Here is a 23638-nt window from a genome sequence, read left to right on the forward strand (position 1 = left end):
GCTCGCCGCCTCAGCTCCCCTTGAGACGATAACTGACTTGTGCGCGACTCATGCCGAGCATCTGCGCCGCCGCCGTAATGTTGCCCCCGGACCGTTCCATTGCCAGGCGCACCAGGCGTAACTCGATTTCCTCCAAGGAGGTGCTTAATACCCGCTGGCGTCCGGAGACGAAGTCCTGCAGGCTTTCCAGCGCCGGCTCAGCGAGCGCGCCCATGACACTATCGTCCTCGGCTGACGCTGACGGAGTACCCGTCGTTTTCTCACTGCGCTGGGCTGCCGACAAGCGCCCCTGCGAGGTCAGGCCGATGGCTGTTGCCATCAACGACGCCCCGGCCTCGGCCAGGTGCACGACATCCATCACCTCGCCGTCACCGGCGGCAATCACACCCCGTTCTATCAAGTTCTGCAGCTCGCGAATATTTCCCGGGAATCGGTACGTCAACAGCGCGTTGACCAGCCGCGTGCTGAAGCCGGCCAATTGGCGCCCGTGGCGCAGGCTGAAGGTGCGCAGGAAGTAACTCATCAGCAACGGGATATCTTCGCGGCGCTCACGCAGCGGCGGCAGGTGGATGGGGAAGACATTGAGGCGATAGAACAAATCTTCGCGAAAACGCCCCGCCTCAACCTCGCGACGCAGATCCACGTTGGTCGCGGCGATCACCCGCACATTCACCTTGATCGGCGCCGTGCCGCCGACACGCTCGATCTCGCCCTCCTGCAAGGCACGCAAAATCTTGCTCTGGGCACTGAGGCCGAGGGTCGCGATCTCGTCCAGGAACAAGGTACCGCCATGCGCCCGCTCGAAGCGCCCTGGGCGCGAACGATCGGCGCCGGTGAAAGCACCGCGCTCAACGCCAAACAGCTCGGCCTCCACCAGGTTCTCCGGCAAGGTCGCGCAGTTCAGCGCCACCAACGGCATATCCCGGCAAGCACTGGCCTGATGCAGGGTGCGCGCGAACAGTTCTTTGCCCACGCCCGATTCCCCGGTCAACAACACCGTTGCCTGGGTCGGCGCCACCCGTTGCAGCAACTGACTGGCAGCGACGAACGAGGCTGAAATACCCACCAACTGTTTGCTGTCGGCGGGCTCCTTCAGATCGGCAACGGTGGTTTCAATGCCCGAGGCGTAAGTGCTGCGACTGAGGAAGTCACTCGGATCGAGATAAGCCAGGTCGACATCGATATCGTCCCACTGGTCGGCCGGCTTTCCGACAATGCGACAGGCCTGATGACCCATTGCGCGGCATTCCTGCTCGCGGAACACCACCAGGCGTCCGAGCAGCGACGAGGCGTAGCCACTGGCATAACCGATCTCCATCCAGCAAGCCGGCTCGCCCCCCAGGCCAAAGGCCGCGATGTGCTCGTCGTCTTCGAGTGAATTGTGCCAAAGGAACTCAGAGTAGAAGTGACCGACGCCGGAGTCGATTTCGAAGCGCACCACCTCGACATTGACCATGCCTTCAAGCATGTGCAGTCGCGGCCCGGCGCTGTACAGGCTGGCGTGATCGCCTTGCGGCCACTGTTCGCTGACCTGCGCGGCGTCCCGCGCACCGGCCTGCCAGCCGATTCGCGTCAACAGGCCACGGGCCCTGTCGAACCCCAGCGCCTCGATCAGCTCGCGGCGGATGGCACCGAACGCAGAGCCTTGCAGCAACATCATGCGCTGGCCACACAACCAGATATTGCCATCCTCTGGGGCGAAGGCCACGGTCTCTGCCAACTGTTCGGCAGACGGCAGACCGCTGGCGCCGAACTGGCTCGCCCGGTCGACGAGCAAGCGCTTCTTTCGGCCAAGCATCTGCTTGAGGAATTCCTCGTCCGCTGGACGACCGGGCTTGTTGGACGGAGTACGAATCATGGGCAATCAACAAGAGGCAGGTAGGTAGCCTTTCAGTATGCTCACTCACCCCGCGGGGTCAATCTGCCAGCGGGTGACTCGGCGCTTCAGCCGCGCCCTTCGCTCGATAATCGCACATATTCTGTCCCTCCCAACGGTTGCAAAGCTTTCAACAAGCCTGCGACTTCTTCTGCATAAATTTCTGCACCCCCTGGTTTATCACTGTTGGGCGGCGATCATCACTCACCACCAAAAACAGTATATGCATTTGTTTTATAAGGTTTTTTAACTAGGAAACCGAGCCTGGCACAGTAATTGATACATCAGGTCATGTGCACGCTGACAAAACACCTATAAGAGAGAACGTCATGACCGCTACTCGTCCTGCCTATCAGAACCTTGAACTGCAACCGCTCGCCGGACAATGGCGTGCCGGCGGCACCGGTCGCTCGTTGGAGGTGTTCGACCCTTTTACTCAGTCGCGCTTGCTGCAGATCACCCTGGCCAACCGCGAAGACCTCAACGCCGCCTACCTCACTGCACGCGAGACCCAGGTCGAATGGGCCACGCGGGGGCCTGCCGCCCGTGGCCAGGTGCTGCTCAACGTCGTGAAGATTTTCGACGAGCGCCGCGAGGAAATCATCGACTGGATCATCCGCGAATCCGGTAGTACGCGTATCAAGGCACAGATCGAATGGGGCGCCGCGCGCGCGATCATCCTGGAGTCGGCCAGCCTGCCCAGCCGCGTGCATGGCCGTATTATTGCCTCCAACGTTCCGGGCAAGGAAAGCCGGGTCTACCGCACGCCGCTGGGCGTGATCGGTGTGATCAGCCCATGGAACTTCCCGCTGCACCTGACAGCCCGCTCCCTGGCACCTGCCCTGGCGCTAGGCAACGCCGTGGTGGTCAAGCCAGCCAGCGATACCCCCGTTACCGGCGGCCTGCTGCTGGCGCGCATCTTCGAGGAAGCCGGATTGCCGTCGGGCGTACTCAGTGTGGTGGTGGGCTCCGGCGCAGAGATCGGCGACGCCTTTGTCGAGCATCCGGTACCGGCCTTCATTTCCTTTACCGGCTCGACCCAGGTCGGACGCAACATCGGCCGCATCGCCAGCGGCGGTGAATACCTCAAACACGTGGCCCTGGAGCTTGGCGGGAACAGTCCGTTCGTGGTCCTGGCCGATGCCGACGTCGAACAGGCCGTCAGCGCCGCCGTGGTGGGCAAATTCCTCCACCAGGGCCAGATCTGCATGGCGATCAACCGCATCATCGTCGAGCAGCCGCTGCTGGAAACGTTCACCCGGCGATTCGTCGAGCGAGTCAAGGCCCTGCCCTATGGCGACCCGAATAGAGCTGAAACCGTGATCGGTCCCGTGATCAACAGCAAGCAACTGGCAGGCCTGCAAGAGAAGATCGCCACGGCGCAGGCCGAAGGTGCAACGCTGCTGGCAGGCGGACAGGCCCAGGGCAACGTCCTGCCGCCGCACGTGTTCGGCGGGGTCACGGCTGACATGGAGATTGCCCGCGAAGAAATTTTCGGCCCTCTGGTTGGCATCCAGTCGGCGCGTGACGCCGAGCATGCCCTTGAACTGGCCAACAGCAGTGAATACGGGCTCTCCAGTGCTGTATTCAGCGCGAGCCTGGAGCGCGGCGTGCAGTTCGCCAAACGCATCCATGCCGGCATGACCCACGTCAACGACATCCCGGTCAACGACGAACCCAACGCCCCCTTCGGCGGCGAAAAGAATTCCGGCCTGGGTCGCTTCAATGGCGATTGGGCGATCGACGAGTTCACCACCGACCACTGGATCACCTTGCAACACACGCCTCGGCAGTACCCCTTCTGATCCGGACCAAGGCTCCCACGAACCAACCTACCAATAAGAATAAGGAGTACGAAATGTCCTCACTGCTCAACAACCCGGTTGTGAAACGGACCTTCGCTGCTTGCTTTGCGTTGCCGTATGTCCTGCTGGCCGGAAATGCTGCCGCCGATGGCGATGGCGTCTGGAAAGGCGGAGAAAACGTTTACGCCAAGGTGTGCGGCCACTGCCACGAGAAACAGGTCGGACCGCAAATCACCGGCCGCCAGCTGCCACCGCAGTACATCACGGCAATTGTGCGCAATGGCTTTCGCGCCATGCCGGCATTCACTGCCTCGTTCATCGACGATCACTCGCTGCAACAGGTCGCCGAATACATTTCCAAAACGCCCGCCCCAGCGGCCAAGCCTTGAGGAGCCAGCCATGAACGTCGAACGTCGTGTACTGCTCAAGGGCATGGCTCTGGGCAGCCTGGCGGGTATAGCCATGGGCAGCTCCGGCCTGACCATGGCCAAAACGGTATTGGGTAGCCAGGCCCGTGCAGCGCTGCCGATCCTGGCCCTTGTCAGTGGCGAAGTCGCCGAATCGGCCTTTCTCGAGGGTATGGCTGCAAGCCCGGGAGGCAGTCAAGTCAAGGTGCAGCGCAGCGACCTCAGCCTGGAGTTCATTCTCGGCCTGGAACAACGCCTGAGCAGCGGTGAACCGCAACGCATGATCGGCTTGGTCGACGATGCCAGTGCCGCGCTGATCATTGACCTGGCGCGCAGTGCCGGTGCTCGCATGCAGTGGCTCGGCCAGCATCGGGCCACGGCCAACACCTCACAGCACCGACTGCTCAGCGCCGAAGCGGCCAGCGGCTGTGCTCCACAACTTGGCCTGAGCCTGAACACCTGCGGGACCGGTTTCAGTCTTACAGAACACCGCATGCATGGCCTACAAGCTCCGTTGCAAATGTCCGCGGCTGCCCGCCACAGCAGCGGCTCGGACCAATGGCTGGCCACGCTGGGCTACACCCTCGCTGCCCTGGGCACCACCAGCAACGGGCAAGCACCACAGGTCACCCGCCGAACGTCGCCGCTTACCGGTAATTTCGTTTCGTTTTCGATCGAGGCTTGAAGGAGCTAACCAAATGACTGAGCAAATCAACAAGACCCTGCTCCCGCGCGGTGTCGACAGCGCAAACTTCGAACAAGCAATCGCCAAGTTTCGCAAACTGCTGGGCGATGAAAACGTTCTGGTCAAAGACGATCAACTGATCCCCTACTCCAAGATCATGATCGCCGTGGACAATGCCGAGCACACGCCGTCTGCCGCCGTCACCGCCACCACCGTCGAAGAGGTGCAAGGCGTGGTGAAGATCTGCAACGAACACAAGATCCCGGTGTGGACCATCTCCACAGGTCGCAACTTCGGTTACGGCTCTGCAGCACCAGGCCAGCGTGGCCAGATCATTCTCGACCTGAAGAAGATGAACAAAGTTCTCCACGTCGACCCTGAACTGTGTACCGCCCTGGTTGAGCCGGGCGTGACCTATCAGCAGCTTTACGACTACATCCAGGAACGTAACCTGCCGTTGATGCTGTCGTTCTCCGCGCCGTCGGCCATTGCCGGGCCGTTGGGCAACACCATGGATCGCGGCGTGGGCTACACGCCTTACGGCGAACACTTTCTGATGCAGTGCGGTATGGAAGTGGTGCTGGCCAACGGCGATGTGTACCGAACCGGCATGGGCGCAGTGAAAGGCGACAACGCCTGGCAGGTCTTCAAGTGGGGCTATGGCCCGACCCTGGACGGCATGTTCACTCAGGCCAACTACGGTATCTGCACGAAGATGGGCTTCTGGTTGATGCCAAAACCGCCCGTGTTCAAACCGTTCGAAATCAAGTTCGAGAACGAGTCGGACATCGCCGAGATCGTCGAATTTATCCGTCCGCTGCGCATCGCCCAGGTTATTCCCAATTCGGTAGTGATCGCTGGCGTGCTCTGGGAGGCATCCACCTGCAACACCCGCCGCTCCGACTACACCAGCGAGCCGGGTGCAACCTCCGACGCGATCCTCAAGCAGATCCAGAAAGACAAGAACCTCGGCGCCTGGAACGTTTACGCCGCCCTGTACGGCACTCAGGAACAGGTCGACGTCAACTGGAATATCGTCATTGGAGCCCTGAAGCAACTGGGCAAGGGCCGAATCGTCACCCAGGAAGAGGCCGGTGAAACCCAGCCGTTCAAGTACCGCGCCCAGTTGATGTCCGGGGTGCCTAACTTGCAGGAATTTGGCCTGTACAACTGGCGCGGCGGTGGTGGCTCGATGTGGTTTGCACCGGTGAGCCAGGCCCGAGGCAGCGAGTGCGACAAACAGCAGGTGCTGGCCAAGAAGACCCTCAACAAGCACGGTCTGGACTATGTCGGCGAGTTCATCGTCGGCTGGCGCGACATGCACCACGTAATCGACGTGTTGTATGACCGCACCAACCCGCAAGAAACCAAGCGCGCTAACGCCTGCTTTGCCGAGTTGCTGGATGTATTCGAGAAGGAAGGCTACGCCGTATACCGCGTCAACACCGCATTCCAGGATCGAGTTGCGCAGAGCTACGGCCCTGTCAAACGCAAGCTTGAACATGCCATCAAGCGTGCGCTGGACCCGAACAACATTCTGGCACCGGGCAAGTCGGGCATCGACCTCGCCAACACATTCTGATTGCCCTTGAGGCCCCGCCAAGTCTGTCTTGGCGGGGCTTTTATGTGCGCCCAGCATGGGGGTCAGCCTGGAGGTCATCGATCACTGCCAAAACCACGTACTGGCCGGCTCTCGGGTGAGACGCCACTACCTGCATCACGACTATGCCGAAGAGCGGAAGCACGCCTGGAATCTGCTGGGCGATCGACTCAGTGCCGTAGTGTTGAGCCCTCATAGTGCGCAAACATCGTCGAGCACGTTCTTCAGTTTGATTTCGGCTTCATGACCGGCAGAAATCGGCCAATACAGTCTTCGCAGATAAACGACATCGGACACATCTGCGTTCCCAAAGCGCCGGCAAGCGACAACCCTTGAGGGCGGACAGTCGTCTTGCTATTCCAGAAAAAGAGGGCCCACTCCCTCTGTTGGCTCCACTTCATTTTTTATTTCTGACCAAGTACTCGAAACGAAACCATCAGAAGAATGCCCTCCAACCAAGCTTCGTCGATGTATGGAAGCGGCTATTAGGGTGGAGCAGAGTCTCTATGGACCATTTGAAAAAAAGCGCATCCGTGCTAAACCAATGTATTCAATATTATGTATTTTTGGATTCAATTAATGCGAACGATTCGTGTATTTGATGATTGGGTCCAAGGACTGGCAGCGCAGAACGGCCGCGAGGTGCCAGGCGCCGGCTCATGGGCGCTACGCTTTTTTGCTCGTCATGTGTCAGATGTTCGCCAGCGTGGCCAATGCGCCAGTTTCAGGAATGATAGCGAGCTAATATGCCCTCCAAAAAATCATCTTTAAGAATGGGCGGGCCTGGAGAAATTAGTACAAGCCCATTCCGTAGGTTCCCGGAAGTAGTTGACGCGATAGGGGGTTCCTCGCGAGGCGTTTTCAAAGACGCTGGTATCAGCCTTGAGCAATTTGCATATGAAGACAACCATCTCGGCTACATGGACGTTGCTCGTCTGTTCAACACGGCGTTCGAACACACTCAGTGCCCCCATATTGGCCTGTTGATCGGTGAGCGCTTTTCGCTGGAAAATTTGGGTCCGGTGGGTCAGCTCATGCGTCTTGCGACTACACCAGGCGATGCATTGAACGACCTGGTCGGGCATGCCAATCTCTACGATCGTGGCGCGACCCCACTGCTTCTTCCCTTGGCGGGCCAACACAGTTTGTTGGGATATGTCATTTATCGCCACGACCTGCCCAATCAATCATTACTTGTTGACACTGCCGTCATGGTTGGCCTGCAAATGCTGCGGGCCTTATTAGGCGCTAACTGGACGCCCGTTCGTGTGCAGTTTTCATATCGCAAGCCATCAGACATCACCCCGTACGTCAGAAAATTTCGCTGTAATATTCAGTTCAATGCAAGCATTTCCGGACTGGTAATAAACAATCAGAGACTCCGACAAATTCAATGTACGGCGAATCCACGCTTACACCATCTACTTAAACTGGCTATTTCGACCGCCACGTCACCTTTGACAATTTCAGAACAAATAAAGAGCCAGACATACGCTCTATTATTGAAAGGCCAGGCAAATTCCAAGCACATCGCCGGTCAATTCTCATTGAATGAAAGAACGCTGCGACGCCGGCTGGATGCGGAAGGTTCTCACCTTAAAGAACTGATCACCGACTCCAGAAGCAACTTCGCGCGGCAGCTCTTGAAAAATACCGATTTGCCGATATCCACAATCTCTCAGACCCTTCAGTACCAGGATCCAAACGCCTTCTCCCGTGCATTCAAAACATGGACAAATACGTCACCACAGCATTGGAGAAATGGGCTGGCGTAGCCTCCGTTGAGGGTGATTCAACAATTTCCATACACCCGTGATACCGCGCGTCGGTGTCCGAAAATGCAAGATACCTTTCTGATGATTGCCGTAAAGTGAACGCGACAACAGGCTGGCTGCAAAGCTGATCTTCGGTTTTTTGTGCTGTTCATGAGGCTGGCGATTAGTTGCACCTGCGGTTGGAGTTCCGTACAGACACTCAAGAAAGCCGCACGAATAAAAGACGGCGCCTCGACCTTGGGGCGATCTAAGCCATATCGATTGAGTGATCTGATAGAGAGGGATTTCATGCCATTAAATAAAAGTATGTTATCGATTACTGTTCTTGGTGCGCTGACACTCTTTACCAGTGGTCGCAGTGTTGCCGGTGGCCTGATGTTGTACGAAATCGCCACCGACAACGTCGGACTGGCCAATGCCGGTGCAGCGGCCCGGGCACAAGGCCCTTCGACCATTGCCAGCAACCCCGCCGGCTTGAGCTACCTCAGCGGAACACAGATCTCCGCTGGCGCTCAGGTTCTTTTTGGTGACTTATCGTTCGATCGGGACAGTGCAACCAATACGCCGGGCACTGGCAGCGGTAACGCGCTCGATCCCATACCGGGTGGCAGTTTCTTCATCAGCCATCAACTGGATGATCGGTGGTCCGTCGGTTTCGGCTCCTATGGCGATTTTGGTCTGGCTGTAAACTACGACAATGACTGGTCCGGCCGTTATTTCGTACAGAACGCGAGCATTGCGGGACTGTCACTGGTACCCAGTGTCGCCTATCGCTTCAACGATCAATGGTCCGTCGGCGTCGGACTGAAAGCCATGTACGGGATGCTGAAGAGCGAAGCCGCCATCGATCAGGCGCCGCTCGGACTGACACAACGGGGTGACGGCCAATACAAATACCGGGACAGCACCTGGGGTTACGGCGCCAACGCAGGCGTGATTTATGCCCCAAAGCCCGGTACCCGGATTGGCTTGGCTTACACCAGTCAGGTTGACCTCGACTTCGAGGATCGTCTGAATGTGAAGAGCAGTGCTCCGTTGGTGAGTCGCCTCAACAGCCTCAACACCAAAATCGACCTGAAAGTACCGCAAACGGCGACCCTCAGCCTGTACCAGCAACTGGATACGCAATGGGCTGTCCTGGCCTCGGTCAATTGGCAGGACTGGTCGAAATTCGGTGACATCGGCATTGACGTAGACACGTCCAGAACCGGTTCCCGGGCCGCTTCAATCGATGCGCATTACAAAGACACGTATCAATTGGCGCTTGGCGCTCAATACCAGATGAACCAGGACTGGGTCTGGGATTTCGGTGTCGCCTATGACACGTCCGCCGTGTCCGACGGTAATCGTACGCTCACCGTGCCCATGGGCGCCGCCTGGCGCTTCGCCACGGGCTTTACTTATTCACTGAATAAAGAGACAGACGTGAATTTCAGTTGGGTCACGGTGTGGATGGGGGACATGTCCGTCGATCAGCAAAAAACGCTGTCAGGCAATCGTGTCTCAGGCGAGTTCGACAACGCCTGGATTCAAGCCCTGACTGCCAATATGACTTGGCGCTACTGAGAAAGATCCAAGAGCGACTCCGGTGTCATGCCTAGTATCTAACCGCGGGCATGAACGCTCACGACGCCAGCTTGTACAAAACTAACGAGGTGAAAATGAACAGGAAGTCTCACAGTGGCTGGACATTGGCTGCGGCGGTCGTCGTAGGTTCAACGCTTTTCACCGGGTGCACGAGCAAGCTCGATCCGATCACACAGGCCGACAAGGCCGATGTGACCAAGGGCGTTCCCGCGCCGAGCCTGGAGCAAACCAAGGCGATCGCCGAGGAAGGCTTTATCTACGGCTTGCCGCTGGTCATGAACTACGCCGTAATGAACGAATTCGCGGTGGACTCCAAGTCCAGCCAGTTCAAGGCCCCCTTCAACCAACTGCACCACGATCATAAAGTCGCGACCCCCGCTGACACAGCCATCATTACCCCCAACAGCGACACGCCGTACTCCTTTCTCTGGACCGACCTGCGTGCCGAGCCGTTGGTGATCACCGTGCCTGCCGTTGCCAAAAAACGCTACTACTCGGTGCAACTGATCGACGGCAACACCTATAACTATGGCTACATCGGCAGTCGGGCCACGGCCAGCGCACCCGGGAGCTATTTGATTGCAGGCCCCGACTGGAAGGGAGCGACACCTCCAGGCATCGACAAGGTGTTCAGCTCCACGACCCCTTTCGCACTGACGCTGATCCGCACCCAGCTGTTCAATCCGGCCGACATGCCGAATGTCGAGAAGGTGCAGGCGGGTTACCAGGTACAGCCGCTGTCCGCTTTCCTCCATCAACCCGCGCCGCCCGCTGCGCCGAAGATCGCTTTCGTGCCAGCCACCACGGAGGGCATCAAGGCCAACTTCTTCGAGTACCTGTCGGCGGCGCTGCAGTATGTGCCGCCATCGGCTGAGGACAAGGCGATCCGTGCGAAGCTGGCCAGCATCGGGGTAGGCCCCGGTCGCAGCTTCGAATTCAAGGACCTCTCGCTCGAGCACAAGGCCGTGGTCCTGCTCGGGATGAAGGCCGGCGACGAAAAGGTCGACAAGTTCCTCTCCAGCGGCATGAAAAATATCAACGGCTGGAGCGTCGGTGCGTTCTTCGGCGACCAGGCGTTCTACAAAGGCGACTGGCTGATGCGGGCTGGCGCCGCGAAGGCTGGTCTGTACGGCAATGACGCCGCCGAGGCGATGTATCCCATTACGCGTACCGATGGCAACGGCCAGACGTTGGATACCGGCAAGCACAACTACACGCTGACTTTCCCCGCCGGCAAACTGCCGCCCGTCAATGCTTTCTGGTCGGTGACCATGTACGACGGCAAGAGCCAACTGCTGATCAAGAATCCGATCAACCGCTACCTGATCAATTCGCCGATGCTGTCGGCCATGAAAAAGAACGCGGACGGTTCACTGACGCTGTATATCCAGAAGGATTCGCCGGGCAAGACCAAGGAGTCCAACTGGTTGCCCGCGCCTGACGACACGGCCTATCTAGTGATGCGCCTCTATTGGCCGAAGGCCACGCCGCCTTCAATTCTTCCCGCAGGCAGCGGCAGCTGGCAGCCGCCGGCAGTGGTGGCATCGAAGTAACGCGACGCTTGCGACTGCTTGCGGTTGGCAAGCAGTCGTTTGATTGCTCAGGCTGAGATCCAGTGGGGCCTATTCCGAAGGGGCTAAGGCCACAGGGTCTGACCTTGAATAAAAGACATTCAGGAACATATCCCTCAAGGAGTACCGATATATGAATTTTTCGCACAAATGGATTGCGAGTGCTGCACTGAGCAGCTTGTTATTGACCGGCTGCGTATCGAAAGTCACTGAAGCCGAGCAATACTCGGGCTACCTGTCCAACTACAACAACTTGCAGGAAGTCAAAACGGCAAGCGGCGGTACAACAATGCGTTGGGTCAGTCCGTCGTGGAACTCGAATGCCTATGACACGGTAGTGTTCAACAAGCTGGAGCTCTATCCCGCGCCCAAGCCCGATGAGCGGGTCAACCAGCAAACGCTGACCGAGATCCAGAACTACATGACCAGTAAGGTCAAAGGCACCCTGGGTCAGAAATACCGTGTGGTTTCCAATACCAGCGCCGCGCCGGTGGGTTCCAACACCCTGCTGATGCGTGCGGCGATCACCGGGGTGAATGCTGAAAACGAAGGGATGAAATGGTACGAAGTGGTGCCGATCGCCGCCGTGGTCGGAGCAACACAGGCCGCCACCGGCCACCGTGATCAGGACAGCACTTTGTTCATCGAGGCCGAGATTATCGATGCGAGAACCAACCAGACGGTCGCCAAGGTAGTACGCAAGGTATTTGGTACAACGCTGGAAAATGAAAGTCAGAAGATCACCGCCCAGGACTTCAAAGCGGCGATCGATAAGTTGAATGTCGATCTTTGGGCGTTCATTCGCAGTTAAACCTTGATTGAACTGCCAACAACCGTTGGCTCAATACACTACCAATAACGAGGCGCACCGCAATGAAAGTAGTCCTGTCCTGGCTGTCAGTCATGTTGATGGCGGTGCTGATAAGTGCCTGTTCCGCCGTCGGCTCAACCGATGGCGGCGCTGGTGAAATCGAGATTCGCTCGGGGAAGATCGAGCAGATATCGCTGACGCAGATGCAGACCAACCACGACAGTGGTGTCGGCGCCGTACTCGGTGGCCTTGGCGGCCTGGCGCTTGGCAGCTTGATCGGGGGTGGCACCGGGCGTGACGTTGCCATGGTTGCCGGCGCGCTCGCCGGTGCTGCTGGCGGTAACTACGCCGAGAAGAAAAAGTATGACCAACCGGTCGAAGCGCAACAGATCATCGTGCGGGTCAGCAGTGGCGTGCTCGTATCGGTGACCCAACCGATCAATCCGTCCCTGGCCAAGGGCTCGAAGGTGTATATCCAAGGCTCAGGCAATGATGCCCGCGTTGTGCCGCAAGGCAGTTAAGGCTGACTGTAAACGGGACTCGACATGAACAAGTACATTGAACGACTCTTGCTATCACCTTTGTTTTTAGGTATTTCCGTTTCCAGCCAGGCTGACGATCAGGCGGAACTGGCTAAACAGTCATTAAATCCAGTCGCGGCACTGTACAGCTTGCCCATTCAGTACAACTGGAATCAGAAAATGGGGCCCTCCGGTAATGGAATCCAGAGCGTAACCAATATCCAGCCGGTATTACCCTTCACACTTAATGAAGATTGGAATCTGATTTCTCGCACGATCCTCCCGATCATTGATCAGCACGGGTTGGCACCGAGGGGTATCGCCGATAAAAGCGGAGTGGGCGACACCTCGCAAAGCTTCTTTTTCTCGCCTAAAAAGCCCACTGAGGACGGCTGGATCTGGGGCGCAGGCCCCGCGTTGTTGTTACCGACCGGCAGTGATGAGCTTCTGAGTAGCGAACAATGGGGAATTGGGCCGACAGCGGTGGCATTGAAACAAGCCAACGGTTGGACGACCGGTATTCTGGCGAACCATATCTGGTCACTGGACAACGACCCGGCCGATGACAAGGAGAAGGTCAACCAGACGTATCTACAACCCTTCCTGGTTTATACGACAGCGTCGTACACCAGTTTTGGAGTTAATACCGAATCCACTTACGACTGGGAAGCCAGCGAGTGGAATGTGCCGATCAACTTGTTCGTGACGCAATTGTTCAAAGTCGCCAAGCAGCCCATGAGCCTTCAGATGGGACCGCGATATTGGGCGGACAGTCCTGAAGAGGGTGCACACGGCTGGGGCTTTCGAGTGGCGTACACCCTACTTTTTCCTAAGTGAAACTAGAATATCAGCGGGCCGGCAGTTGACTATCCGATTCGCTCATCCAATACGAAAAATGGAGTTTCAAGTTCATGATAACCCCACTACCGAGAACATTTGGCTGTGCGATGGTATTGCTCGCGTCCATTGGATTTACGCACGCTCAAGCAGCGGACATCACTCCTGCCGAAACGAAAGCCATCGCCGAGGAAGGCTATATCTACGGTCTGCCCATCGTGATGAACTACGCGACCATGTACGACTATGCCGTGGACAAAAACTCCGGCCAGTACAAGGCGCCGTTCAACCAAATTCACAGCATGCACAATGTCTTTAGCTACAAGGACACGGCCATCGTCTCGCCGAACAGCGACACACCGTATTCCATGATGTTCATGGACCTGCGTAGCGAGCCGATCGTGCTATCGGTACCAACGGTGGAGAAACCGCGGTACTACTCGGTGCAGCTAGTCGATAACAACACCAACAACTTCGGTTATATCGGCAGCCGTACCACCGGTAGCGAAGCCGGCGATTACATGCTGGTCGGCCCAGACTGGAAAGGCGTGACCCCGCCTGGCATCAAGAAGGTGTTTCATTCCAATACACAACTCCTCTTCGCGATCTTTCGCACCCAGCTCTACAATCCGGCGGACATGCCAAACGTAGAAAAGATCCAGTCCGGTTATGGGGCCCAGCCGTTATCGGCATATCTCAAGCAGCCCGCGCCGCCTGCCGCGCCGGCGATCAACTTTCCGAAGTTCGACAAGGCCCTGGCGAAGACCGACTTCTTCAAGTATCTGGGCTTTGCGTTGCAGTTTGCCCCGGTCACACCGGAAGAAGTGGCGATCCGCGCGAAGCTCGCCCGTCTGGGCATTGGCGCCGGCAAGGACTTCAACTTCCAGGATCTCTCCGCCGAGCAAAAGGCCGCAGTGGTCGAAGGCATGCAGGCTGGGCATGCGAAGGTCCAGGGCGCGGTCAATCATCTCGGCACACAGGTCAATGGCTGGAACATCGTGAGTTCCGGCGGTAATGCCGCGTTCTACAAGGGTGATTGGCTAAAGCGCGCCGCCATCGCCCAAGCGGGCATCTATGCCAACGACGCCGAAGAGGCTACGTATCCGATGGCCAAGGTCCTGTCCGATGGTACGCCGCTCGACGGCAGCAAACACAACTACACCATCACCTTTCCCGCTGGACAGCTTCCGCCGGTCAATGCCTTCTGGTCGGTGACGATGTACGACGGCAAGTCGCAACTGCTGATTAAAAACCCGATCAATCGCTACCTCATCAACTCGCCGATGCTACCCGACATGAAGAAGAACGCAGACGGCTCGCTGACGCTCTACGTCCAGAAAGACTCGCCCGGCGCGGACAAGGAAAGCAACTGGCTGCCTGCACCGAATGATCTGATCTACATGGTGATGCGCCTGTATTGGCCGAAGACGCAAAACCCTTCCGTCCTGCCTCCTGGCAAAGGCACGTGGAGTCCGCCCGCGATCGTTAAAATCAATTGAGTTCACCTGACAATCGGTTGTAGCGGGCGTCAGGGTTTCGCACAGGCCCTGACGTGCGCAGTGATACCCAAAGGCCGGCGGTGGCCGCAAACCGTAGATGTTGTTGTTTTGGCGTTATTTGCACGGCACTGCGCATGCCGCGATTCAACGCCATTGGATGGATCCCCCTCCTCAAGAGGGGGGCGGTGTGAGCACGGCCTGTTCACTATGCGCTTGACGCACCGTGTAAATCCTTCCACCGTCCAAGAGAACAATAAGCATGTTTTATGAAAACATCGACACCTCCTCCATCAACGACGAGGACCTGCCGTGGGTTCCGTTCGCACCTTACAGCGATGAAATCTTCATCAAATACATCAAGTGCGACCCGGTTCGCGGGGAAACCATCACCCTGCTCAAGGCCCCGGCCGGGTCTTCTCTGCCCAAGCACCATCACTCCGGCACGGTCATCGTTTACACCATCAAGGGTGGCTGGAAATACCTTGAGCACGACTGGATCTCAAAACCGGGCGGCGTGGTGTTCGAAACCGCAGGTTCCAGCCATACGCCAATCGTGCTGAGTGAATATGGCGATGAACTGATCACCTTGAACATCACCCAGGGCGACCTGCTGTATTACGACGATAACAACAACGTCGTGGCCATCGAGAACTGGAAATCCAGCGTGGATCGTTACCTGGCGTTCTGCAAAGCCAATGATATCGAGCCCAAAGACATCACCAGCTTTGCGGTCTGACCAGCCTTCCAATCTCTCGGCCGTCCGGTGTTCGACCGGGCGGCTGCGCCGTTGCAATGAATAAAAAACGGAGACACCCATGTCCCAGAAGCTGCAACCCGCCGGACGTTTCACCCTGAAACTCTGCGCACTGTTGGCCAGCTCGGTCGCATCCGCACAAGACTCACTGCCCTTCCCCCCGACGCCTTCGGCCAGTGACGCCAAACCGACGCTGCAAGAATCGAAACACCAGAAACGTCAGCAGCAATCCCGGCTTCCTGCCGAGGCCCCCAATATTCTGGTGATCATGCTCGATGACGCCGGCTTCGCGCAGTCCGATACCGTCGGCGGCGCGGTCCATACGCCGACTCTGAGTCGAGTCGCCGACAGCGGTGTGCGCTACAACGCTTTTCATACCGCGGCCATCAGCTCCGCTACTCGCGCCGCATTGCTCACCGGACGCAACCATCACCGGGTTGGCAACGGCGTCATCGCAGAGCTGGCCACCGATTGGGAAGGTTACACCGGCAAGATCCCCAAAAGCTCGGCGACCATGGCCGAAGTGCTCAAGCAATATGGCTACAGCACCGCTGCATTCGGCAAATGGCATAACACACCACCCCTGGATACCACGGCGGCCGGTCCTTTCGATACATGGCCGACGGCTTACGGTTTTGAAAGTTTCTACGGTTTCCTGGCCGGCGAAACCTCTCAGTACGAACCGCGCCTGTACCGCGACACAACGCCAATCGAACCGGCGCGAGATCCGAAATATCACCTCAGCGAAGACCTCGCCAATCAGGCCGTAAACTGGTTGCAAGACCATCAGACATACGCGCCGGCAAAACCATTTTTCATGTATTGGACACCGGGTGCCGTACATGGCCCGCACCAAGTGAATGCGCAATGGGCCGATAAATACAAAGGCAAGTTCGACGGAGGCTGGGACGCCTATCGTGAGCAGACGTTCGCTCGCCAGAAAGCCCTGGGCTTTATCCCCCGGGACGCCGTCCTCACCCCACGCCCGGCGGAGCTCCCAGCCTGGGACAGCTTGTCTTCCGAACAGAAACAGTATCAGGCACGGTTGATGGAGGTGTATGCCGGCTTCCTGGAACATGCCGACACGCAGGCCGGCAAGATCCTCGACGAACTGGAGCGTGAAGGTAAGCGCGACAACACGCTGATCTTTTATATCTTCAGCGACAACGGCGCTTCTTCCGAGGGGATGGAGGGCACGATTAATGAGTTGTTGGCCCAAAACGGGATTCCAGTTCCCAAGGAGCAGCAGCTGAAAGTCCTCGACGAGATGTATGGCGGCTTGTCCGCGCTCGGCGGTCCCAAACTTGAAAGCATGTACAACGCCGCGTGGGCCTGGGCAGGATCAGGGCCATTCGTAGGCACTAAACTGGTCGCCGGCTACTTCGGCGGTACCCGCACGCCGCTGGCCGTTTCCTGGCCGAAACAGATCAAGGCCGACGCCAGCGTTCGCGGACAATTCCACCATGTCAACGACATTGCCCCGACGGTCTACGACGTGCTGTCGATCACGCCACCCAAAGAGGTCAACGGTATCGCTCAGGACCCAATGGATGGCGTCAGCCTGCGCTACACCTTCAACGACGCTCAGGTGAAGTCGAAAAAACCGGTGCAATACTTCGAAGTCTTCGGCAGTCGCGGCGTCTACAAGGATGGCTGGATGGCCTCGGTCTTTGGCCCGCGCAAACCCTGGGTGCAAGGCTTCGCGCAGTTCATGGGCTGGAATCCGGCGAATGACCGATGGTCGCTCTACAACCTGCAAAACGACTACTCCCAGGCCAACGACGTAGCCGCGAGCAATCCGCAAAAACTTGCGGAGCTGAAGGCCGAGTTTGACGTGCAGGCCAAGGCTAACCATGTCTATCCGATTGGCGCCGGTCTCTACCCTTTCCTCGATCCGACTGCACGAATCTCCAGCAGCCAACGCGAATGGCATTTCAGTGATCGTGTCCAGCGCTTTCCGGAGTTTGCGGCCCCCAACCTGCGCAATCAGAACAGTAAAGTCGTCGTCGACGCCGAGGTTCCAGCTAACGCCACCGGCGTGTTGTATGCCTTGGGCGGTATCGGTGGCGGGGTCAGCCTGTACATGGATGACGGTTTCCTGAACTACGAGTACAACGCGCTGGCTATCTCTCGAGTCAAACTGCGTTCGGCCGAACGAGTACCCGCAGGCAAAGTCAGTATCGAAGTGCTGACGACCCTGTCGTCAGCCAAGCCCGGAGCGCCGGCCAATCTGAGCCTGCGACTTGACGGGCAGGAAGCCGCCAAAGGGGTGACACCGTTCACTCCGGCACTGACGTTCACCGCCAGCGAAACCTTCGACGTCGCTCAAGACCTCGGTTCCCCCGTCACCCTGGACTATTTCGAGCGTGCGCCCTTCGCATTCAATGGCAAGGTCAAGGATGTACACGTGACGTATTTGCCTTGACCCTCAATGCCGCCCGGATAACCGGGCGGCAGACTGATGACTCCCGGACCCTGCCCCCATGCCTACCCACGAAACCCCGCCCCAGGGCTTGCATCTGATGGCCAAACCCGTCGGGCCGATCTGCAACCTCGATTGCAGCTACTGTTTCTACCTCGAAAAAGAACAGCTTTACCCGCCCAGGGAACGCTTCAGCATGACCGACGAGGTGCTGCGTCTGTATGTGCAGCGCTACATCGAGGCCCAGCCCACGCCTGAGGTCGAATTTACCTGGCAAGGCGGCGAACCGACGTTACTGGGGTTGGATTTTTTTCAACGCGCGGTCCTGTATCAACGCCAGTTCGCAGGGAACAAAGTCATTCGCAACACGCTGCAGACCAATGGCACGTTACTCAATGACGACTGGTGCGCGTTCCTCGCCCGTGAACGCTTCATGGTGGGGATCAGCCTCGATGGCCCGCGATTCGTTCACGACCTCTATCGCCCCGACAAGCGCGGACGCTCAAGTTTCGATGAGGTGATGCACGGTCTCGAACTGCTCAAGCAGCATGGCGTAGACTTCAATGTGTTGGTTACCGTGGCGCACGATATCGCTAGATTCCCCTTGGAAATCTATCGATTCCTCAAGTCTGAGGGCGTTCGTCATATTCAGTTCAATCCCGTGGTGGAACGCGTACCAAGCGCCTCACAGGTCAGTCTGGGTCTGCATTTCGCTATCCCGCCGGAATTGCGCTTGCACGTGGTGCCGGAGCCCGCGATGGTGACGGAGCAAACGGTTGCCCCCGAGGCCTATGGCGATTTTCTCATCACGATTTTCGACGAGTGGGTACGCCAGGATGTCGGGGAGGTTCATGTCATGAACTTCGAATGGGCACTGGCCTCATGGTGCCAGCTGCCGGCCTCGGTGTGCCTGTTCAGCCCGCGCTGCGGCAAAGCGGCGATCGTGGAGCACGACGGCAACGTCTACTCCTGCGATCACTACATGTATCCCGAGTATTTGCTGGGCAACCTGAAGACCGATGATCCTGCCGTGCTACTTGCCTCTTCTGCGCAACAAGCCTTTGGCGCCGCCAAGGAAGAGACACTGCCGACGTATTGCCAGCAGTGCGATTACCGCTTCGCCTGCCATGGCGAATGCCCGAAAAACCGCTTCATGAACGCACCCAACGGCGAGCCGGGTCTGAACTACCTGTGTCCGAGCTACAAGAAATACTTTCGTCACCTGACGCCCTACATGAACGCCATGGCCCAACTGGTCAGCCACAACCAACCCGTGGCGTTGATCATGCAGGCCTTCGCCGGCCCGCTGATCGTGCCCCTGGATAAATAGCCTTTCAGCTCTGAAATCTGAAGTCGCGAAACTGCTCGCGAAGCTTCATCTTTTGCAATTTGCCGGTGGCGGTATGCGGCAGCGCTTCGACGAAGGCCACATCGTCCGGCAGCCACCACTTCGCCACGCGGCTTTGCAGCACCGTCAGCAGATCGTCTTTGCTCGCGGTTCTACCAGGTTTGAGCACCACCACCAACAACGGCCGTTCCTGCCATTTGGGATGAGGGATGCCGATCACTGCCGCTTCGGCAACGGCCGGATGACTGACGGCAGCGTTTTCCAGATCAATCGAGGAAATCCACTCGCCACCCGACTTGATAACGTCCTTGGCGCGGTCGGTGATCTGCATGTAGCCGTCAGTGTCGATCGTTGCGATGTCACCGGTATCGAGCCAGCCCTCGCTATCAAGAATCTGCCCTCCCTCGCCGCCGTAATACTGGCTGGCGATCCATGGTCCCTTGACCAGTAGAAGACCGCTTGCCTTGCCGTCTCGCGGTAGTTCAGCGCCTTGCTCATCGACAATCTTCATTGACACCCCAAACAACGCCCGCCCTTGTTTGGCCTGCAGGTCGAGCACTGCTTCCAGCGGAGCATCACGGTGTTTGGGTAGCGGATTACAGATGGTGCCCAGCGGGGACATCTCGGTCATCCCCCAGGCATGCAGCACGCGCGCATTGAAACGGCTTTCAAACGTCTCGACCTGGCTGCGCGGCGCGGCGGCTCCGCCGATCACCACCCGGTTCAGGCACAGCTCTGTCGCCGGTTGCAAAGCCTGCGCCTCAACATGCTGTTGCAGCATCATCCACACCGTCGGCACACCCAGCGCCAGGGTCACCTGTTCATCCCGCATCAGCGTGTAGAGGCTCTCGCCGTCAAGTGCGGCGCCCGGCAACACCAATTTTGCGCCACACATTGCGGCGGCATACGGCATTCCCCAGGCATTGACGTGGAACATCGGCACGACCAGCAACGCTGAATCCGCCGCCGATAGACCGAAGCCATCCGAGGTACACAGCGCCAGCGAATGCAGGATCGAAGAACGGTGCGAATACAGCACACCCTTGGGATTGCCAGTGGTGCCCGAGGTGTAGCACATGGACGACGCCGTGCGCTCATCGAACTCAGGCCAGATGAAGTCATTGCTGTGCCCGGCGATCAGGTCTTCGTAGCACATTAAACCAGGCACATCGATTGCCGGCATTTGCTCCCGCTCACACAGAGCGATGAACGCCTTGACTGTCTTCAGGCGCGGCGCGATCTGCTCGACCAACTCAGCGAACGACAGGTCGAAAAGCAGGTACTGATCCTCGGCGTGGTTGGCGATGAATTCGATCTGCTCGGCGAACAGCCGCGGGTTGATCGTATGCAGTACCGCGCCCATGCCCGACACACCGAAATACAACTCCATGTGCCGGTAATCGTTCCAGGCCAGGGTGCCGATTCGCTCGCCGGGTTGTACACCCAACGCAACCAGCGCACTGGCCACTTGTTTAGCGCGTTCGCCGATGTCGGCATAAGTGCAGTGATGCACCGATCCATCTGCCATGCGTGAGGCAATTTCGGTGTGCGGATGCGCCTTCAGCGCATGTTCCAGAACGGAAGAAATCAACAGCGGTTGATCTTGCATCAAGCCCAGCATGGTTTTGTGTTCCTTTTATTCTTGTTTGATGTCGATGTTTCAGACGCGGCAGAGACTCACAGGTAGCCGTTTCAAGGGGCACGACGGAGCAAGAAATGCGACAGCGCCGGGATCAGCACCAAGGCGCCGACCATGTTCCAGATGAACATGAAGGTGAGCAGGATGCCCATGTCGGCCTGGAACTTGATCGGCGACCACGCCCAGGTGATGACGCCCGCCGCCAGGGTGATGCCGACCAGCGCCACCACTTTGCCGGTGAACGCCACGGAGTTTTTGTAGGCTTCGGTCAACGACAGACCGGCACGCTGCTGAGCCAACTGAACACTGAGCAGGTACAGCGCGTAATCGACACCGATGCCGACACCCAAGGCAATCACCGGCAAGGTCGCGACCTTCACGCCCATGCCCAGCCAGACCATCAACGCCTCGCAGAGAATCGACGTCAGCATCAACGGCACGACCGCCACCACCACCGCTCGCCAGCTGCGGAAGGTGATGAAGCACAGCACGATCACCGCGCCATACACGTAGAACAACATGGTGCGATTGGCGTCGCGCACGACGATATTGGTCGCCGCTTCGATCCCGGCGCTACCGGCGGCGAGCATGAACTGCCGATCGTCGTTGCTGTGTTCACGGGCGAACTGATCGGCCACTTTGACCACGTGATCGAGGGTTTCGGCCTTGTGGTCGGAGAGATAAGCGATCACCGGCATCATTGAACAATCACTGTCGAACAGTTCCGGGTTGTTCACCGAGGCCTGTTGCGCGCCGTAGTTCAACACGTTCTGGTTGCGCGCGACGGTCAGCATTTTCGGGTTGCCTTCATAGGAACCCGCCGTGATCTGGCGCACAGCGTTGACCAGCGACACGGTAGTCTGCACACCCGGTTGCTGTTGCAGCAGCCAGCCGAGACGATCGGCTTCCACCAGGGTTTCGTACTTCAGGCATCCTTCGCTGGCGGTTTTGACCATGACCGCAAACTGGTCGCTGGACAGCGAATAGTTGGCAGTGATGTAGGCGTTGTCGCGGTTGTAACGTGAGTCGGCGCGCAGCTCGGGTGCGCCCGGATCGAGATCACCAATCTTCAACTGCGTGCTGACCATGAAGCCACCTACCGCCAGCAACCCGGCCACCACCACCGCCACTGTTGCCCAACGACGCTCGGTAAAGCGGTCAAGCAGGCTCCACACATTGCCCAGCCCTTTCCCTTTCAGCTCCTGACTTTCCTGACGCAAGCTGCGCGCCGCCGCCTTGGGACTGACACCCCAATAAGACAGCAGCACTGGCAGCAACACCAGGTTGGTAAAGATCAAGACCGCCACACCAATGCTGGCGGTGACGGCCAGGTCCTGGATCACCGGAATGTCGATCAGCATCAGCACCGCAAAACCTACGGCATCGGCCAGCAATGCGGTCAGTCCGGCCAGGAACAGACGGCGGAAGGTGTAACGCGCGGCGACCAACTGATGGGTACCGCGTCCGACGTCCTGCATGATCCCGTTCATTTTCTGCGCACCGTGGGACACGCCGATGGCGAATACCAGAAACGGCACCAGAATCGAAAACGGGTCGAGTGCATAACCGAACAAGGTGATCAGGCCCAGTTGCCAGACCACCGCAACCACCGAGCACAGAATCACTAGCGCGGTGCTGCGCACGCAACGGGTAAAGCCAAAGATGATGGCAGTAGCGATCAGCGCTGCGGCGCCGAAGTACATCATGATCAGCATCAGGCCATCGATCAGATCGCCCACCAGTTTGGCGAAACCGATCACGCGGATCTTGATCGGGCCTTTGCCCTCTTCACCGGCGAGGTGTACCGCGCTACTGCCGGCAAACTCAAACTTGTTGCGTAGCTGCTCTTCAAGCATCCGCGAAAAATGGTGATAATCGATTGCTGCGCCCGTGACCGGATCCTTCTCCAGCAGCGGCACCACAATCATGCTCGATTTGAAATTATTGCCGACAAGACTGCCGATGATCCCGGAACGGGCGATGTTCAAGCGCAGTTGCTCGACCCCACTGGCCGAGCCGTTGTAGGAGTCCGGCATGACCGGGCCACCACGGAAGCCCTCCTCCGTGACCTCGGTCCAGCGCACGGCAGGCGTCCACAATGACTTTATCCAGGCCCGATCCACGCCCGGGGTCAGGAACAAGGTGTCATTAACCTGCTTGAGCACCTCCAGGTATTTCGGGTCGTAGATGTCGCCGTCGGTGTTTTCCACCACCACCCGAACCGTATTGCCCAGCCCGCGCAACGCCTGACGATTCTCTAGGTAGTTTTTGATGTACGGCTGACTCTGCGGAATCATCTTTTCGAAGCTGGCATTGAGCGTCAGCCCAGTGGCCGCGAAATAGCTCAGCACTACCGTCACGATCAGGCAGGTCAGCACCACCAGCAGGCGGTTGTTGAAAATCAGGCGTTCAAGGACATTGCCGGAGCGTGCATCGAAGCCCTTCAGCTCTCGGATCACCGGCATCGTATCGAGGTTGTAGTTACCCATGAAATGGCTCGT

The 23638-nt window shown here is 58.1% G+C and carries 17 protein-coding genes and 1 pseudogene; 15 read left to right on the forward strand and 3 right to left on the reverse strand.

Annotation, left to right across the window (positions count from 1 at the left end):
- Positions 1-10: 10 nt before the first annotated feature.
- Positions 11-1858, reverse strand: a complete 1848-nt coding sequence (locus ACM6IP_RS00125; protein ID WP_401125846.1) for a sigma 54-interacting transcriptional regulator — start codon at positions 1856-1858, stop codon at positions 11-13.
- Positions 1859-2205: 347 nt separating this feature from the next.
- On the opposite strand from ACM6IP_RS00125, the gene pchA reads away from it, so the two are divergent.
- From pchA to ACM6IP_RS00200, 15 genes and pseudogenes are all read left to right on the forward strand, one after another.
- Positions 2206-3681: a 4-hydroxybenzaldehyde dehydrogenase gene (gene pchA, locus ACM6IP_RS00130; RefSeq protein ID WP_401125847.1), complete on the forward strand. Its 1476-nt coding sequence runs from the start codon at positions 2206-2208 to the stop codon at positions 3679-3681.
- 53 nt (positions 3682-3734) lie between these two features.
- Entirely contained in the window at positions 3735-4070 is a 336-nt protein-coding gene (locus ACM6IP_RS00135) for a c-type cytochrome (protein WP_414860666.1), read from the forward strand.
- Positions 4071-4080: 10 nt separating this feature from the next.
- Positions 4081-4773 carry a hypothetical protein gene (locus ACM6IP_RS00140; RefSeq protein ID WP_414860667.1) on the forward strand — a complete coding sequence of 231 codons (693 nt, stop codon included), beginning with the start codon at positions 4081-4083 and terminating at the stop codon, positions 4771-4773.
- 13 nt (positions 4774-4786) lie between these two features.
- Positions 4787-6355 carry an FAD-binding oxidoreductase gene (locus ACM6IP_RS00145; RefSeq protein ID WP_320334203.1) on the forward strand — a complete coding sequence of 523 codons (1569 nt, stop codon included), beginning with the start codon at positions 4787-4789 and terminating at the stop codon, positions 6353-6355.
- A 55-nt stretch (positions 6356-6410) separates the two neighbouring features.
- A pseudogene (locus ACM6IP_RS00150) lies at positions 6411-6620 on the forward strand (hypothetical protein); the annotation flags it as partial.
- A 499-nt stretch (positions 6621-7119) separates the two neighbouring features.
- Entirely contained in the window at positions 7120-8148 is a 1029-nt protein-coding gene (locus ACM6IP_RS00155) for an AraC family transcriptional regulator (RefSeq protein WP_414860668.1), read from the forward strand.
- A 306-nt stretch (positions 8149-8454) separates the two neighbouring features.
- A complete protein-coding gene (locus ACM6IP_RS00160) occupies positions 8455-9714 on the forward strand; it encodes an OmpP1/FadL family transporter (RefSeq protein ID WP_414860724.1) in 1260 nt (419 codons plus the stop codon).
- Between the two features lie 95 nt (positions 9715-9809).
- The gene (locus ACM6IP_RS00165) at positions 9810-11288 is read left to right on the forward strand and encodes a DUF1254 domain-containing protein (RefSeq protein ID WP_401126169.1); all 1479 of its coding nucleotides are present in this window, start codon (positions 9810-9812) and stop codon (positions 11286-11288) included.
- A 151-nt stretch (positions 11289-11439) separates the two neighbouring features.
- Positions 11440-12117 carry a DUF3313 domain-containing protein gene (locus ACM6IP_RS00170; protein WP_223509263.1) on the forward strand — a complete coding sequence of 226 codons (678 nt, stop codon included), beginning with the start codon at positions 11440-11442 and terminating at the stop codon, positions 12115-12117.
- 62 nt (positions 12118-12179) lie between these two features.
- A complete protein-coding gene (locus tag ACM6IP_RS00175) occupies positions 12180-12638 on the forward strand; it encodes a glycine zipper 2TM domain-containing protein (protein WP_159995060.1) in 459 nt (152 codons plus the stop codon).
- Positions 12639-12662: 24 nt separating this feature from the next.
- Complete coding sequence (locus ACM6IP_RS00180; protein WP_414860669.1) at positions 12663-13475, forward strand: transporter; 813 nt, start codon at positions 12663-12665, stop codon at positions 13473-13475.
- Positions 13476-13585: 110 nt separating this feature from the next.
- Positions 13586-14974, forward strand: coding sequence for a DUF1254 domain-containing protein (locus ACM6IP_RS00185; protein ID WP_414860725.1), 1389 nt, complete (start codon positions 13586-13588; stop codon positions 14972-14974).
- A gap of 259 nt (positions 14975-15233) precedes the next feature.
- Positions 15234-15710: a 2,4'-dihydroxyacetophenone dioxygenase family protein gene (locus ACM6IP_RS00190; protein WP_339544504.1), complete on the forward strand. Its 477-nt coding sequence runs from the start codon at positions 15234-15236 to the stop codon at positions 15708-15710.
- 79 nt (positions 15711-15789) lie between these two features.
- Positions 15790-18153 carry an arylsulfatase gene (locus tag ACM6IP_RS00195; RefSeq protein ID WP_414860670.1) on the forward strand — a complete coding sequence of 788 codons (2364 nt, stop codon included), beginning with the start codon at positions 15790-15792 and terminating at the stop codon, positions 18151-18153.
- A gap of 58 nt (positions 18154-18211) precedes the next feature.
- Positions 18212-19480 (forward strand): anaerobic sulfatase maturase, encoded by a 1269-nt coding sequence (locus ACM6IP_RS00200; RefSeq protein ID WP_414860671.1) that lies wholly within the window; start codon positions 18212-18214, stop codon positions 19478-19480.
- Positions 19481-19484: 4 nt separating this feature from the next.
- Here ACM6IP_RS00200 and ACM6IP_RS00205 read toward each other — a convergent pair whose 3' ends face one another.
- The gene (locus ACM6IP_RS00205; protein WP_401125865.1) at positions 19485-21119 is read right to left on the reverse strand and encodes a 3-(methylthio)propionyl-CoA ligase; all 1635 of its coding nucleotides are present in this window, start codon (positions 21117-21119) and stop codon (positions 19485-19487) included.
- Positions 21120-21190: 71 nt separating this feature from the next.
- Positions 21191-23626, reverse strand: coding sequence for an efflux RND transporter permease subunit (locus ACM6IP_RS00210; RefSeq protein ID WP_414860672.1), 2436 nt, complete (start codon positions 23624-23626; stop codon positions 21191-21193).
- Positions 23627-23638 lie beyond the last annotated feature (12 nt).

Origin of the sequence: Pseudomonas sp. IT-P176, from assembly GCF_949767245.1 — a bacterium.
In the GTDB taxonomy this organism is placed as follows: Bacteria; Pseudomonadota; Gammaproteobacteria; order Pseudomonadales; family Pseudomonadaceae; genus Aquipseudomonas.

Excerpts from the sequence above, each read along its gene's own strand:
- ACM6IP_RS00165 (WP_401126169.1), top strand. The coding sequence starts at position 9,810 with ATGAACAGGAAGTCTCACAGTGGCTGGACATTGGCTGCGGCGGTCGTC.
- ACM6IP_RS00160 (WP_414860724.1), top strand. The coding sequence starts at position 8,455 with ATGTTATCGATTACTGTTCTTGGTGCGCTGACACTCTTTACCAGTGGT.
- ACM6IP_RS00195 (WP_414860670.1), top strand. The coding sequence starts at position 15,790 with ATGTCCCAGAAGCTGCAACCCGCCGGACGTTTCACCCTGAAACTCTGC.
- ACM6IP_RS00180 (WP_414860669.1), top strand. The coding sequence starts at position 12,663 with ATGAACAAGTACATTGAACGACTCTTGCTATCACCTTTGTTTTTAGGT.
- ACM6IP_RS00155 (WP_414860668.1), top strand. The coding sequence starts at position 7,120 with ATGCCCTCCAAAAAATCATCTTTAAGAATGGGCGGGCCTGGAGAAATT.
- ACM6IP_RS00125 (WP_401125846.1), bottom strand. The coding sequence starts at position 1,858 with ATGATTCGTACTCCGTCCAACAAGCCCGGTCGTCCAGCGGACGAGGAA.
- ACM6IP_RS00135 (WP_414860666.1), top strand. The coding sequence starts at position 3,735 with ATGTCCTCACTGCTCAACAACCCGGTTGTGAAACGGACCTTCGCTGCT.
- ACM6IP_RS00170 (WP_223509263.1), top strand. The coding sequence starts at position 11,440 with ATGAATTTTTCGCACAAATGGATTGCGAGTGCTGCACTGAGCAGCTTG.
- ACM6IP_RS00190 (WP_339544504.1), top strand. The coding sequence starts at position 15,234 with ATGTTTTATGAAAACATCGACACCTCCTCCATCAACGACGAGGACCTG.
- ACM6IP_RS00175 (WP_159995060.1), top strand. The coding sequence starts at position 12,180 with ATGAAAGTAGTCCTGTCCTGGCTGTCAGTCATGTTGATGGCGGTGCTG.
- ACM6IP_RS00200 (WP_414860671.1), top strand. The coding sequence starts at position 18,212 with ATGCCTACCCACGAAACCCCGCCCCAGGGCTTGCATCTGATGGCCAAA.
- pchA (WP_401125847.1), top strand. The coding sequence starts at position 2,206 with ATGACCGCTACTCGTCCTGCCTATCAGAACCTTGAACTGCAACCGCTC.
- ACM6IP_RS00140 (WP_414860667.1), top strand. The coding sequence starts at position 4,081 with ATGAACGTCGAACGTCGTGTACTGCTCAAGGGCATGGCTCTGGGCAGC.
- ACM6IP_RS00205 (WP_401125865.1), bottom strand. The coding sequence starts at position 21,119 with ATGCTGGGCTTGATGCAAGATCAACCGCTGTTGATTTCTTCCGTTCTG.
- ACM6IP_RS00185 (WP_414860725.1), top strand. The coding sequence starts at position 13,586 with ATGGTATTGCTCGCGTCCATTGGATTTACGCACGCTCAAGCAGCGGAC.
- ACM6IP_RS00145 (WP_320334203.1), top strand. The coding sequence starts at position 4,787 with ATGACTGAGCAAATCAACAAGACCCTGCTCCCGCGCGGTGTCGACAGC.
- ACM6IP_RS00210 (WP_414860672.1), bottom strand. The coding sequence starts at position 23,626 with ATGGGTAACTACAACCTCGATACGATGCCGGTGATCCGAGAGCTGAAG.